A 13,171-nucleotide genomic window follows, 5' to 3' on the forward strand; every position below is an offset into this window, starting at 1 on the left:
TTGGAACATCTTTGACTGACACACCGCTTTCGCGAGCAAGCCCGCTCCCACATTTGGATCACTTTCAGACAGAAAGATCAGCGGACTATTTTGTCGACCTGAATACCGAGCTTCTTCAGGCGATACCAGAAGCTGCGCTCCGAAATCCCGATCTTCTGCGCAGCCGCCGCCTGTACCCCATTGCTCTCCTGCAACGCCGCCAGAATGTAAGCCTTCTCCACCTCCGCCAGCGCCGCATCCAGGTCCTGCGGCACCCCCGGCCCGTCGCTGAGGATCGCCGCAACGCCGCCCTCGCTCGGCCGCGACGCAAACAGATACCCCGGCAAGTCGATGTCCTCGATCACCGGCGTAGCCGCGACAATCGTCGCCCGCTCCACGCAGTTTTGCAGTTCACGGATATTGCCCGGCCAGTGATACGCCGCCATCGCCTGCAACGCCTCGGCGCTGAAGCCGGTGATGCGCTTGCCGGCCGTGGCACTCAGGGTGTGGGCGAAGTGGCGGGCCAGCGGCGCGATGTCTTCCACGCGCTCGCGCAACGCCGGCAGGGGAATCGGGAACACGTTGAGGCGGTAATACAGGTCTTCGCGAAACTCCTTGTTGGCCACCGCCTCCAGCAGGTTCTTGTTGGTGGCGGCGATCACCCGCACATCCACCTTGCGCTCGCGCGGGTCGCCCACCGGTTCGATTACCCGCTCCTGCAACGCCCGCAGGATCTTGGCCTGCAACGCCAGCGGCATGTCGCCCACTTCATCAAGAAACAGCGTGCCCTTGTCCGCCTGCTGAAAGCGCCCTACCCGGTCCGACACCGCGCCGGTAAAGGCGCCTTTGCGATGGCCGAACATTTCGCTTTCCAGCAAGCCCTCGGGGATCGCCGCGCAATTGACCGCCACGAACGGTTTGTCGGCGCGGCTGCCGTGTTTGTGGATGGCCCGTGCGACCATCTCCTTGCCGGTGCCGCTCTCGCCGGTGAGCAGGATGGTCGCGGCGCTGTCGCGCACCGCGTCCACCGCTTGCAGCACGCTGCGAAACGCCGGGCTGTCGCCCACCAGGCTGTCGAACTGGGCGTGTTCATCCAGTTCGGCGCGCAGGCGCGCGTTGTCACGCAGGATGTCGCGAAACTGCAGGGCCTTGGCCACCGTGATGTCCAGCTCGTCGATGTCGAACGGTTTGGCGATGTAGTCATAGGCGCCGTTGCGCATCGATTGCACGGCGTTCTTCACCGTGCTGTAGGCGGTCATCACGATCACCGGCACCTGGGGATAGCGCACCTTGATCTCGGCCAACAGCGCCGGGCCGTCCATGCCGGGCATGCGCCAGTCGCTGATGACCAGGTCGATGTCTTCCTGCTCCAGCACCTTGAGCGCGTGCAAGCCGTTGCCGGCGACAAACACCTGCACCTCGTTCTGGCCCAGGGCCGACGCGAGCAAGTCGCAGAGCTTGGGCTCGTCATCGACTACCAGAATGTTATGCGTCATGACTGTCCTCGTCGTCTTCGCCGATAGCTGGAATGTACAGGCTGAACGTGGCGCCGGCATCTTTCTCGCTGGCGCATTCGATGCTGCCGTCGTGACTCTCCATGATCGAATAGACCTTGGCCAGCCCCAGGCCGGTGCCCGAGGCCTTGGTGGTGACGAACGGGGTGAAGATGCGCTCGATCATTTCCACCGGAATGCCCTGGCCGCTGTCGGCGATGCTGATGAGCGTGTTGTCGCCGACGCTGCGAATCCCCAGGGTCAGGCGCCCGCCGTCGGGCATGGCGTCGATGGCATTGAGGATGAGGTTGAGGCACGCCTGCTTGAGTTGCTTGGCATCCGCGTAGATCGTCGCGCCCGGCGCCTGGTCGTCGACCTGCACATCAACATTGTGGGCGGTCAGCTCCGGCGCGCAGAAGCCGAGGATCTCGTCCACCAGCGGCCGCGCCGGCTGCAACACGCGCAACGGCGGGTTGGGCTTGGCGAAGTCGAGAAACTCGGTTATCAGCTCGTTGATGCGGCTGACTTCGCTGACCACATATTCCAGGTGGCGCTTGTCGGTTTCCGCCAGGTCGGCACGCCGATGCAACAGTTGGGTGGCGGTCTTGATAATGCCCAGGGGGTTGCGGATTTCATGGGCCAGGCCCATGGCGACTTCACCCAGGGCATGCAGGCGATCCCGCCGGCGCAACTGCGCTTCAAGGTGATGCAACTCGCCCAGGCGCTCGGTCATGTGGTTGAACGTGCTGCTCAGTTGCGCCAGTTCATCGCCGCCGCTGACCGCCACGCGGTGCTGGTAATTGCCGGAAATCACCGCATCCACGCCTTGGGACAAGTCGCGCAAGGGCCGGGTCAAGCGCCGTGACACCAGCACGCCTGCGCCCAGGGACAGCGCCGAGCTGACCAGGAAGATGAGCACGAACAGATTGCTCTGGTTGACCAACCCCACCAGGCTCGAATGGCGCAACAGACCGCTGAAGATCACGCCCTGCAAATCGCCGGCGTCGTTGAAGATCGGCCAGTACAAACCGCTGTAGTTGTTGGTGAACTGCTCGCTCGGTTGCTTGGTGTTGCGCATCGCCGCTTCCACGTCCTTGGGGATGCGCGAGGGGTGATCCTGGAAACGCTGGGTGGAGAAAATCTCCGAGAAACCTTTCGGGTTGGCCAGGTACAGGCGCAGGTCGAGTGAGTGCACTTCGGCCACGCTGGTGAGGAAGCTGCTGTCCAGGTACGTCGCCACCAGCAGCAGGTAATCCACGCCTTCCTTGCTGGTTTCGAAGGTGGAGACGACGATGCCGGTGTCGACGCCGGACACGCTCACCGTTTGCAGGACCGCGTTGCTGGTCAGGCTGATCTGCTTGACGATGTCATCGGAGGCCGTGCTGAACATGATCTTGTGGTCACTGACGCGAATCAGCGCGACCACGTCGATGTCCGTCGCATCGGCGATGTCGGCGGTCAAGCGGTCGTGCTTGGCGGCCAGGCGGTCCGAAGGCGGGCTGGCGTAGCGCAGGAACAACTTGGCCATGCGCGCGTTGTCGTGGACGATGTCGCCGATCTCGTCCTTGACGATGCGCGTGGACTCTTGCAGCCAGATGCGCACGTTGCTGTCGAAAATCTGCGACAGGGTGGTCGCGGCCAGCTCGGCGGCGATCATCGTCGGGATCACACTGACCAGCCAGAACGCCAGCACCAGCTTGCGCTGGACGCTCCAGCGCGAAATCGCAAACGGACGGGCTTTCTGGCGGGTCTTGGTGATCATCAGGTTTCGCTTATCGCAGCAGCCATGGCAGGGTCGGAACGATCCGGTCGAATAAACAGTTTTACAAGCTTGAGCAGGCCGTTGACCAGCCGGTTGCGGTGCCGGAAGAACACACTGTTGCCCTGGAACTCGCAGCCCAGGCGCAGCTTACTGGCATACCCGGCCTGCCCGCACTCGTACAACGCAATATTGTGTTCAATACAGTAGTCCACATTGGTCAGCCAGCTGCGGAAGTACAGGTTGTAGTCGCGGGTGAATTCGACGTCATGCCCGAAGAACTTGTCCACCAGGCGGTGCTCGTCCACCAGGATCAGGTTGAACGCCACCAGGTGGTCATCCACCCAGTAAAGAACGCACACCGCGCGTTCTCCGAGGCGCTCCAGCACACCGGTGAAGTAGCCGGCGGGCAGGCGCTCGAACTGCAAGTCGGCGCGGGTGAGCGTGGCTTCGTACAGGCGCATGATTTCGGGCAGCACATCGTCGATGTTGCGCCGCCACTCGACCCGTGGCCCCGGCGCGCGCAGCTTGCGGCGCAGGTCCTTGCGCGTGGATTTGCCCAGGGAACCGAGATAGGCGTCCACCGAGCCGTAGGGCAGCGGCAACACGCCCGTGGGCAGGCTCGGCATGCTTTGGAAGCCGGCGGCGCGGCAGCTGTCGGACCAATGCGGATCGTTGCTTGGCGCGTCCTTGACCGCTACGAGGCCGATGCCGAACTCATCGGCGTCCTGACGTGCGGCGGCGAGCAGGTGCTTGAGCAGTATCGGGCGGCGCGATTCAGGCACGCTGCTGGCAAAACCTGCATCACAGCGCTCGGCCACCGGCGAGCCGATGGCGTACAAGCCCAACTGCAAAAGCCCCGGCCACAGCCGGTCCAGGCGTTCGGTCAAACGCTTGCCGGCGCCCGACACCGTGGTGTCGAGGCGGTAATGGGTGATGAACGCGGCGGCTACGGCCACCAGCACGCCATTTTCATACACCGCCAGGTAGCGCCATTGGAAATCCGCGATGGCGGCGTTTTCCACGGCGACGTAATAGTCCCAGTCCTCCAGGGCACCGGGAAAACAGTCGTTCCAGGCGCTGCGCTGGAGGGCCCGGATGCTCGGGAAGGCTTGGGTGGTAATCACAGGTTTCCCTTACTTCTATGGCGGAAGTCGATCAACTGTGCGCAGCTTTTTGTGGGAGCTGGCTTGAAGGCGGTGTGTTGCTCGACAAACTCGGCACTCAACTCGATCACCCGGCGGTATTGCAGGTCCACGGTAATCATGTGATAGCAGTTGTCCAACAGGATCTTGGTCACCGGCCCGCCCAGGTGGCGCTCGACGTAATCGGCGTTCCAGCGGCTGGTGATGTCGTCCTCGATGGAATGCAACACCAGCGCCGGCACCTTGACCTCGGCCATGCGTTTCTTCACCACCGCGTTCATCCGGTGCAACTCGCGCACGGTGATGCCCTCCATGGTCAACAATCCCGCCTCGCTGCTTTCGCCCTCCTTCATCTGCCGCTCGACGATGGCCCGCAGGCGTTCGTTCTTGATGCCGTAGGGCGGCTTCTCTTCGAAACTGCAGATATGCACGCCGAATGGAATTCGCATCAGCAACGGCGTGAGGAACGCCAGTTTGTTGATGCTCCAACCGTCGTACTTCAAGGTGGTCGAATACATCAGCAGCCCGGCGACTTGCCCCGGGTGTTCGGCGGCCACGTACATCGACATCACCGCCCCCATGGACAAGCCGCCGACAAACACCTGCTCATGCCGCTGCCTGACCTGGACGAAGGTGTTGCGCACGCCTTCGTACCAGTCACGCCAGCCGGTGGCCTGCAAGTCGGCGTTATCGCCGCAATGCCCGGCCAGGGTGGGCACGTACACCGTGCAATTGCCCGCCTTGGCCAGGCCCTTGGCGACCTGGCGCAATTCCGTCGGCGTGCCGGTCAGGCCGTGGATCAACAGGATCCCGACCGGACCTTCACCGAGAACGAAACCGGCATCACCTTCACCGAGGTCGATCTCAATCACGTTCACCGTTTGGTCGCCCGCACCAGCAGTTGCTCCAGCAGCTTCAGGCCCAGGTCGATTTCCGGGTAGCTGATTTCCAGGGACGGCGCCAGGGTGATCACGTTCTTGTAGTAGCCGCCCACGTCGAGGATCAGGCCGAGTTTCTGGCCGTCCACGAGCATGTCGCCTTTCATGCCTTCTTCGACCATGTAGTCCAGGGTCGCCTTGTCCGGGGTGAAGCCGTCCGGGCCGCAGATTTCGCAGCGCAGCGCCAGGCCCAGGCCGTCGACGTCGCCGATGATCGGGAAGCGTTTCTGCAGGTCTTGCAGGCCTTCGAGGAAGTATTTGCCCTTGGCCATGACCATCGCGCCGTAGTCGACTTCGCTGGTCATCTTGAACATTTCCAGGCCCACCGCCGTGCCCAGCGGGTTGGAGGCGAAGGTGGAGTGGGTCGAACCTGGCGGGAAGACCTTCGGGTTGATTAGCTCTTCACGGGCCCAGATGCCGCCCAGCGGGTTGAGGCCGTTGGTCAGCGCCTTGCCGAAGACGATCACGTCCGGTTGCACGTCGAAGTGCTCGATCGACCACAGTTTGCCGGTGCGGTAGAAGCCCATCTGGATTTCATCGCTGACCATCAGGATGCCGTGCTGGTCCAACACGTGCTTGAGCTCGCGGTAGAAGTTCATCGGCGGGATCACGTAGCCGCCGGTGCCCTGGATCGGCTCGACGTAGAACGCGGCGTATTCACACTGATTGGTTTTCGGGTCCCAGACGCCGTTGTATTCGGTCTCGAACAAGCGCGCGAATTGCTGCACGCACTGGCTGCCGTATTCTTCCTTGGTCATGCCTTTCGGGCCGCGGAAGTGGTACGGGAACGGAATGAAGTTGGCGCGCTCACCAAAGTGGCCGTAGCGGCGACGGTAGCGGAAGCTCGACGTAATCGACGAAGCGCCGAGGGTACGGCCGTGGTAGCCGCCTTCAAAGGCAAACATCAGGCTCTTGCCGTTGGACGCGTTACGCACCACTTTCAAGGAGTCTTCGATGGACTGCGAACCGCCGACGTTGAAGTGTACGCGTCCATCGAGGCCGAACTTGTTCTTCGCGTCGACCGCGATCATTTCCGACAGCTCGATCTTGCCCTTGTGCAGGTACTGGCTGGCGATTTGCGGCAGGGTGTCGATCTGCTGTTTCAGCGCATTGTTCAGGCGCGGGTTGGCGTAGCCGAAGTTGACGGCCGAGTACCACATTTGCAGGTCGAGGTAGGCCTGGTCTTCGGTGTCCCACACGTAGGAGCCTTCGCAACGGCTGAAAATACGCGGCGGCTCGATGTAGTGAACGGTGTCGCCGTAGGAGCAGTACTTGGCTTCTTTATCCAGAAGGATCTGGTCTTCGGCGGTAGCGATGCGGATATCAGACATGGTGGAAGAGTTCCTGGTTGTCGGCAGCAGTAAAGGAGGTGGCGTTGGCGGCGTTGCCCTGGGGGAGCAGCGCCAGCAATGCAGGCACTTGGGCAAAGGTGTCGAAGCGCGCGTGGGGAATCTGGTGGGTGACGCAGTAATCGGCGAGGCTGCCCTTGGCGAACACGAAGTCGGCGGTGGAGGCCACGCACATGTCGGACTTGCCGTCGCCGATCACCAGCACGCGCTTGTTGCGCGGCGTGGATTTGCACTTGCAGTTGCCGGATGCGGCACGGCAGGCGTCGCTGGCATACGGGAAGTCAATGCGCCAGCTGTTCTGGTCGACCTGGCGCAGGCGGTTGGCGAGGATCGGCAGCAAGGTCACGTAGTTGCGCGACAGGATGCGCGCGATGCCTTGCTCGATGCCGTCGCTGACCACTTCGATGGACGCGCCGAGGCCAATGACCTGATCGACGAAATCGGGGAAGTCCGGGTCGATCTCCACGCTGTCGAAGTAGGCCAGCAGTTCACCCGGCGTGGCCTTTATCAGCGCCAGTTGGCGGCTCAGGCATTCGCGTGAACCGATATGTCCATCCAGCCATTGCTGCTCGATGGTTTCCCACTCGGGGCCGGCGAAGCGTTGGAGGACGTTGTCGATGACATCGGTGGGAGTGATGGTCCCGTCGAAGTCGCACACGATATGCCAGTCAATCATTGCGGTTACCTTGAAAAGGAGCGCGCTGTCTGCGCTTTCACAAGGGGTAGAGCAGGGACTGTGCCAACCGGCGAATACCCAGCGGGGCTGGGCTTGCGGGCGGCTATGTGTCGTGGGAGCTACAATTTTTGTAGCTTGCTACAAACAAGATCAGTGCTTGCGCGAAGGCGGCCCTTCGCGCGTTCATGCGCGCATGTTCAGAGAAGGAAGCCGTTCCATGCATAAGGTCAGTGTTGCTGTATTCGCCGGTTTACTCGGGCTGTGGGGCGTTGCCGGCGCGGCCCGCGCCGAAGGTATCAGCGGCGAAGTGGGCGCGGGCCTCAGCTACCAACCCCACGACCCCACCGGCAGCCGCTACGAAACCCGTCCGGTGCCCTATGTGGACCTGGACTGGGGCGACGTCAGCCTGAGCACCGATGATGGCCTGAGCTGGAGCGCGCTGAAGACCCAGGGTTTTACCGCCGGGCCCTATATCAATTACTTGCAGGGGCGTACGTCGAACGGCTCGCTGCAGGGCCTGCGCAATGTGTCGGACATGGCTGAAGTGGGCGGTTTCATCCAATACGCCCCGGCCGACTTCTGGCGCGTGTACGCCCAGGTGGGCCAGGCCGTTGGCGGCGGGCGCGACCAAAGCGGCGTGCTCGGCAAGGTCGGCGGCGAACTGGGTTACCCGCTGGGCGGCGGGATCATCGGCAGCAGCGGCCTGATGGCGCACTTTGCCGACGCGCGCCAGACCCAGACGTATTTTGGCGTAGACGCCAATGAGTCCGCGGCGTCGGGCTTCAAGCCCTACAACGCCAGTGCGGGGTTCCAGAACCTGACGCTGACGCAAAGCTTCGAGTTTCCGCTGGCGCCCAATTGGTCGTTGCTGACCAGTGCCAGCTGGGTGCACTTGGTGGGCTCGGCGGCGAACAGCAGCATCGTCAAGGAGACTGGGGATGTGAACCAGGGCCAAGTGCAGACAGCCATCAGCTACAAATTCAACTGACTCACCGCAGAGCAAAAAATGTGGGAGCTGCATTTCATGGCAGGGGTTTCAGTTTTCTTCGCCTTCGGCCAACAAGGCAATCCCGCCGATAATCACCGCCACCCCCACCCAGTGCAGCGCGCTGATATGTTCCCCCAGCCCCAGCCACGAGCCGAGCAACACCACCACAAACACCAACGAACTCAGGGGGAACGCCAAGGACAGACTGCTGCGCCGCAGGATCAGCATCCACACGAAAAACGCGCCGATGTAGCAGGCAATCGCCGCGAGAATCCCAGGATTGCGCGCCACAGCGGCCAGCCACTGCCAATTGAAATCCATCTGCCCCAACTGATCGCCGGCCACTTTGGTAAACAGCTGCCCGGCACTCTCGGTACAGATCAGCAAGGCCCACAGCACCACGGTGCCGAAGCGCCCATGCAACCACCCATGCGTATTCATGCCTGCCCTCCTGCAATCGCCACCAACATCACGCCCAGGGTAATCACCCAGGTGCCCGCCCAACGGCGGCGGCTGACGGTCTCACCCAGCACCACCTTGCCCACCAGCACCACCCCGCAATAGGCCAACGCCGCCGCCGGAAACAACAGGCTCAACGGCGCGCGGGACAAGGCTTCCAGCCAGACAAAAAACTCGATGACATAAGCGCCGATCCCCGCCCACAACAGCGGCGCATTGAACACCTGGCCCCAAAACGCATTCAGGCGAAAACCGCCTTCCAGCTCCGGCAAGCGGTCGAGGCCAAGCTTGAAACACAACTGGCCGATCACATCGAGCACGATGGAAAACGCCACCAGCAACACTACGGTCAACGTCACGGGAACAGCTCCTCAAACAGGTCGATCAGGGCTTCATTGGTCGTGGCATTGCGCTGCAAATCCTCAGGGCTCCAGCGCTCGGCCGGTGGCTGGTCGGACTTGGCCTCCCAGCGCTTGAACGCGTTGCTGAACGCGGGCTGGGCAAACTCGCCGCACACGTCGATGCCGATGATCCGCTTGCCCGCCGCCAAGGCGCGCAGGGCTTGCAGCAGATGGCTCAGGCGCATGCCGCCCTGGTCCCAGTTGGTGGCGGCGTCCTCACTGGCCAGTACGTCTTTGTCGATGGTGATCCAGATCGCGTCGGTGGGCAGGCTGGCGATCATCTGCTCGAGAAACACGCCCCAATCCAACTCCGCGAGGTTGCGCCAGTGCAGGTGGTTTTCCTGCTGTTGGTGACCGGCGCCGTCGCCGACCCGGCCCCAGACTTTCGACGGCGGATGCTGCCAGGGAAACAGCTGCAAATGCCCGCGCTTGAGCGCCCCCAGGTTGCCGCCGCGCAGTTGCGGGTTGTGCAGGTCATCGCTGCACGGGCCGAGGGTGACGATGCGTTTGATCGCCGGCATGTTCAGCGCGCGGTTGACCCACGAGCCACAGTGCCGCTTGGGCGCAAAGCGCACCCAGTCGGGGTGGTTGTCAAAGTGGATCAGGCTGACGGGTTCTTTGAGGTCGGCGAGAAACGCCGGCGTGAGGTGGTGATAATCGCCGGAGCCGACAAACAGGATTTCCGGGCGTGCATCCACCGGCCGAGGCCGTGTGGCCAGGCGCGCGGCGAAGGACTTCCAGGTTTTTTCGGTGGACCACAGGCGCAGCTTCGGGCCCAAGTCCAGCAGGTCGAGGCGTGTGGCCTGACCGCTGGCCAGGCGCCGGGCAATCGGTGCCTGGCCGGTGAGGCTGTGGTCGAGATCGAGAATATTCAAGGCAGAGGTGCCCCCTTTATGGCTTCAGGGGGTCAATGCAAGGGCCGGGCCAGCACTTATCTCAAGCACAACGAGGAACAACTGTGGGAGCGGGCTTGTGTGGGAGCGGGCTTGCTCGCGAATGCGGTGTATCAGCAATAAATCCAGTGGCTGACACTCCGCTTTCGCGAGCAAGCCCGCTCCCACATTTTGAACTGCGACCGGCTTTAGTTTTGAGCGTCGTTGATGATCTGCCGAATCGCCCCCACAAACGCTTCCGCCGGCTGCCCGCCGCTCACCGCGTACTGGTCGTTGAACACAATGGTCGGCACCGACGTCACGCCACGGGACACCCACAGTTCCTCCTGCTCACGCACCTCGGCGGCATATTCGTCAGACGCGAGAATCTCAGCCGCGCGCTTCAAGTCCAGCCCGACGCTTTCGGCAATGATCGCCAGGGTCGCGTGGTCGGAAGGGTCCTGGCCGTCGCTGAAATACGCCTTGAACAGCGCTTCCTTGAGGTTGTACTGCAAACCTTCCAGCCCGGCCCAATGCAACAGGCGGTGGGCGTCGAAGGTGTTGTAGATGCGGCTCTGGCCGTCGGTGCGGAAGGCAAAGCCCAACGCGGCGCCCATGTCGCGGATGCGCTCGCGGTTGGCCTGGGATTGCTCGGCGGTAGAGCCGTATTTTTCAGTGATGTGCTCGACGATGTTCTGACCGATGGCGGGCATGTTCGGGTTCAGTTCGAACGGCTGGAAGTGGATCTCCGCCTGCACGTCGCTACCCAGCTGGTCGAGGGCTTCGGTCAAGCCGCGCAGGCCGATGATGCACCAGGGGCAGGACACGTCGCTGACGAAATCGATTTTCAGGGGAGTACTCATGGCTAGCAACCTCGTAGGCAAAAACGTGCCGGAAAGGTTGCACGATACACCAATGTCACAGCACCTTCGAAGGCTCGCCCAGGTCAATCTGCGCCCAGTGCGCGGCGTCTTCGCGATGGGCTTGCAGGTACGGCAGCACCGCCGTCAACAGCGGCGCCTTGAACGCTTCCTGGAAACGGTGGGCCATGCCGGGAATCAGCTTCAATTCGCTGCCCTGGATGTGCGCCGCCAAGTGCACGCCGTGCATCACCGGCAACAGCGGGTCGGCGGTGCCGTGTACCACCAGGGTCGGCACGCGCAGTTGGTTGAGCAACGGCACGCGGCTCGGTTCGGCGAGGATCGCCATGATCTGGCGCTTCACGCCGTCCGGGTTGAACGCGCGGTCGTAGGACAGCGCCGCCTGGTGCAGCAGGGCCTGGCGATCATCCTTCACATTCGGGCTGCCCAGCGCCGCCAGCAGATCGGCCTGCTGCTCCAGTGCCACCGCGCGGTTGGGCGCGCTGCGCCGTGACAGCAGTTGCACCAGCGCCGCATTCGGCGCCGGCAGGCCTTCGGCGCCGGAACTGGTCATGATTAACGTGAGGCTTTCCACGCGCTGCGGCGCCATGGCCGCCAGGTGCTGGGCGATCATGCCGCCCATGCTCGCGCCCAGGACGTGGAATTGGCGGACCTGCAACGCGTCCATCAGGCCCAGCGCGTCGTCGGCCATATCCGTCAGCGTATACGGCGCCGACACCGGCAGGCCGAGCTTGTAGCGCAGCACTTCAAAAGTCAGGTTGGCGCTGGCCGGTGCCTGGCGCCAGGTGGACAGGCCGACGTCACGGTTGTCGTAGCGGATCACCCGAAAACCCTGCTGGCACAGGGCGACGACCACTTCATCCGGCCAGTGGATCAACTGCCCGCCCAGGCCCATCACCAGCAGCAACGCCGGATCGGACGCACGGCCGATGCTCTGGTAGGCGATGCTCACCTGAGCCAGATCGACCGTTTCGGTCGGGACGTTGACATCACATCGAGAAGCCGCAAAAGACGGCAGGCCGAACAATAGAGCGGCCAGTAAAAGCAACACGCGCATGAAAAACACCGAAACGCAGAACCCCAGTAGAGCGCGAGTCTGATGAAGTTTTTTCAAGCGCGCTGCCACAGTTCCATGACAGTTTAATGAAGAGTGCCCAGCGGTCATGGTCGACACAAACGGCAACATGAGACAAACTCACGCAATTGCGCTTCGTCACAAATTACCCTCATGGAGAGCCCGTGCTCGAGATCCGTCACCTCAAGACCCTGCACGCCCTGCGCGAAGCCGACAGCCTGGTGGAAGCCGCCGAGCGCCTGCACCTGACGCAATCGGCGTTGTCCCACCAGTTCAAGGAGCTGGAAGAACGCCTGGGCATGCAGCTGTTCGTGCGCAAGACCAAGCCGCTGCGCTTCACCAGCGCCGGCCTGCGCCTGCTGCAACTGGCCGATGCGGCCCTGCCGCTGCTGCGCGGTGCCGAGCGCGATATCGCGCGGCTGGCCGGCGGCACCGCCGGGCGCCTGCACATGGCCATCGAATGCCACAGCTGCTTCCAATGGCTGATGCCGACTATCGACCAGTTCCGCGATGCGTGGCCGGAAGTCGAGCTGGACCTGGCCTCCGGGTTTGCCTTCGCACCGCTGCCGGCCCTGGCCCGTGGCGATCTGGACCTGGTGGTGACCTCCGACCCGCTGGAGTTGCCGGGCATCACCTATGTGCCGCTGTTCACCTACGAAGCCATGCTCGCGGTGGCCAACCAGCATGCGCTCGCGGGCAAATCCTACATCGTGCCGGAAGACCTGCTGACGGAAACCCTCATCACCTACCCGGTGGAACGCGACCGCCTGGACATCTTCACCCGCTTCCTCGAGCCCGCCGACGTCGAACCGGCCCAGGTGCGCACCTCGGAACTGACGGTGATGATGATGCAACTGGTGGCCAGCGGCCGTGGCGTGTGCGGCATGCCCCATTGGGCGCTGCATGAATACAGCTCGCGCGGGTATGTGAAAGCCAAGCGTTTGGGTGAGAAAGGCTTGTTTGCGACGTTGTATGCGGGGATTCGGGCGGACATGCTGGATGCGCCGTATATGCGCGATTTCTTGCTGACGGCGAAGGACACGTCGTTCTCGACATTGGATGGCGTCAGCGCCGTTCGCTGATACTGAAAACTCTGATGATCAAAATGTGGGAGCGGGCTTGCTCGCGAATGCGGTGGTTCAGTCGAATTATCTGT

Annotated in this window: 13 protein-coding genes; 2 read left to right on the top strand and 11 right to left on the bottom strand. The window is 62.7% G+C overall.

The genetic code is table 11. The features are described 5' to 3' along the window. Positions 1-77: 77 nt before the first annotated feature. Genes NUV89_RS22175 through NUV89_RS22200 form a run of 6 tightly spaced genes read right to left on the bottom strand, consistent with a single transcriptional unit; the run spans position 78 to position 7,339 of the window. Positions 78-1,475, bottom strand: coding sequence for a sigma-54 dependent transcriptional regulator (locus tag NUV89_RS22175; protein ID WP_257782986.1), 1,398 nt, complete (start codon positions 1,473-1,475; stop codon positions 78-80). Further along, on the bottom strand, positions 1,465-3,234 hold the full coding sequence (locus NUV89_RS22180) for a HAMP domain-containing sensor histidine kinase (RefSeq protein WP_257782987.1): 1,770 nt from the start codon (positions 3,232-3,234) through the stop codon (positions 1,465-1,467). Before NUV89_RS22180 ends, NUV89_RS22175 begins: the two co-directional genes overlap by 11 nt. Beyond that, positions 3,234-4,358, bottom strand: coding sequence for a GNAT family N-acetyltransferase (locus NUV89_RS22185; protein ID WP_257782988.1), 1,125 nt, complete (start codon positions 4,356-4,358; stop codon positions 3,234-3,236). The genes NUV89_RS22180 and NUV89_RS22185 overlap by 1 nt, the downstream gene beginning before the upstream one ends. Then, positions 4,355-5,254 (bottom strand): carboxylesterase, encoded by a 900-nt coding sequence (locus NUV89_RS22190; RefSeq protein WP_257782989.1) that lies wholly within the window; start codon positions 5,252-5,254, stop codon positions 4,355-4,357. Before NUV89_RS22190 ends, NUV89_RS22185 begins: the two co-directional genes overlap by 4 nt. Further along, positions 5,251-6,645 carry an aspartate aminotransferase family protein gene (locus NUV89_RS22195; protein ID WP_257782990.1) on the bottom strand — a complete coding sequence of 465 codons (1,395 nt, stop codon included), beginning with the start codon at positions 6,643-6,645 and terminating at the stop codon, positions 5,251-5,253. The genes NUV89_RS22190 and NUV89_RS22195 overlap by 4 nt, the downstream gene beginning before the upstream one ends. Then, positions 6,638-7,339, bottom strand: a complete 702-nt coding sequence (locus NUV89_RS22200) for an HAD-IB family phosphatase (RefSeq protein ID WP_257782991.1) — start codon at positions 7,337-7,339, stop codon at positions 6,638-6,640. Before NUV89_RS22200 ends, NUV89_RS22195 begins: the two co-directional genes overlap by 8 nt. A 217-nt stretch (positions 7,340-7,556) precedes the next feature. Between NUV89_RS22200 and NUV89_RS22205 the strand changes: the two genes are divergently transcribed. Then, positions 7,557-8,327, top strand: a complete 771-nt coding sequence (locus tag NUV89_RS22205; protein ID WP_257782992.1) for a MipA/OmpV family protein — start codon at positions 7,557-7,559, stop codon at positions 8,325-8,327. 48 nt (positions 8,328-8,375) lie between these two features. Here NUV89_RS22205 and NUV89_RS22210 read toward each other — a convergent pair whose 3' ends face one another. The 5 genes from NUV89_RS22210 to NUV89_RS22230 form a co-directional block, all read right to left on the bottom strand. After that, positions 8,376-8,768 carry a transporter gene (locus NUV89_RS22210; protein WP_257782993.1) on the bottom strand — a complete coding sequence of 131 codons (393 nt, stop codon included), beginning with the start codon at positions 8,766-8,768 and terminating at the stop codon, positions 8,376-8,378. Then, entirely contained in the window at positions 8,765-9,145 is a 381-nt protein-coding gene (locus NUV89_RS22215) for a transporter (RefSeq protein ID WP_017736270.1), read from the bottom strand. Before NUV89_RS22215 ends, NUV89_RS22210 begins: the two co-directional genes overlap by 4 nt. After that, on the bottom strand, positions 9,142-10,062 hold the full coding sequence (locus NUV89_RS22220) for an arginase (RefSeq protein ID WP_257782994.1): 921 nt from the start codon (positions 10,060-10,062) through the stop codon (positions 9,142-9,144). Before NUV89_RS22220 ends, NUV89_RS22215 begins: the two co-directional genes overlap by 4 nt. A gap of 206 nt (positions 10,063-10,268) precedes the next feature. Beyond that, positions 10,269-10,922 (bottom strand): DsbA family oxidoreductase, encoded by a 654-nt coding sequence (locus NUV89_RS22225; RefSeq protein WP_257782995.1) that lies wholly within the window; start codon positions 10,920-10,922, stop codon positions 10,269-10,271. 55 nt (positions 10,923-10,977) lie between these two features. Beyond that, entirely contained in the window at positions 10,978-11,997 is a 1,020-nt protein-coding gene (locus NUV89_RS22230; RefSeq protein ID WP_257782996.1) for an alpha/beta fold hydrolase, read from the bottom strand. Positions 11,998-12,179: 182 nt separating this feature from the next. Here NUV89_RS22230 and metR point away from each other — a divergent pair, with 182 nt between their 5' ends. After that, a complete protein-coding gene (gene metR, locus NUV89_RS22235; RefSeq protein ID WP_017736266.1) occupies positions 12,180-13,097 on the top strand; it encodes a transcriptional regulator MetR in 918 nt (305 codons plus the stop codon). Positions 13,098-13,171 lie beyond the last annotated feature (74 nt).

The organism is Pseudomonas sp. 18.1.10 (genome assembly GCF_024655625.1).
GTDB lineage: Bacteria > Pseudomonadota > Gammaproteobacteria > Pseudomonadales > Pseudomonadaceae > Aquipseudomonas.

Coding starts and splice junctions, on each gene's coding strand:
- NUV89_RS22210 (WP_257782993.1), bottom strand. CDS start 8,768: ATGAATACGCATGGGTGGTTGCATGGGCGCTTCGGCACCGTGGTGCTG.
- NUV89_RS22230 (WP_257782996.1), bottom strand. CDS start 11,997: ATGCGCGTGTTGCTTTTACTGGCCGCTCTATTGTTCGGCCTGCCGTCT.
- NUV89_RS22195 (WP_257782990.1), bottom strand. CDS start 6,645: ATGTCTGATATCCGCATCGCTACCGCCGAAGACCAGATCCTTCTGGAT.
- NUV89_RS22225 (WP_257782995.1), bottom strand. CDS start 10,922: ATGAGTACTCCCCTGAAAATCGATTTCGTCAGCGACGTGTCCTGCCCC.
- NUV89_RS22205 (WP_257782992.1), top strand. CDS start 7,557: ATGCATAAGGTCAGTGTTGCTGTATTCGCCGGTTTACTCGGGCTGTGG.
- NUV89_RS22175 (WP_257782986.1), bottom strand. CDS start 1,475: ATGACGCATAACATTCTGGTAGTCGATGACGAGCCCAAGCTCTGCGAC.
- NUV89_RS22180 (WP_257782987.1), bottom strand. CDS start 3,234: ATGATCACCAAGACCCGCCAGAAAGCCCGTCCGTTTGCGATTTCGCGC.
- NUV89_RS22200 (WP_257782991.1), bottom strand. CDS start 7,339: ATGATTGACTGGCATATCGTGTGCGACTTCGACGGGACCATCACTCCC.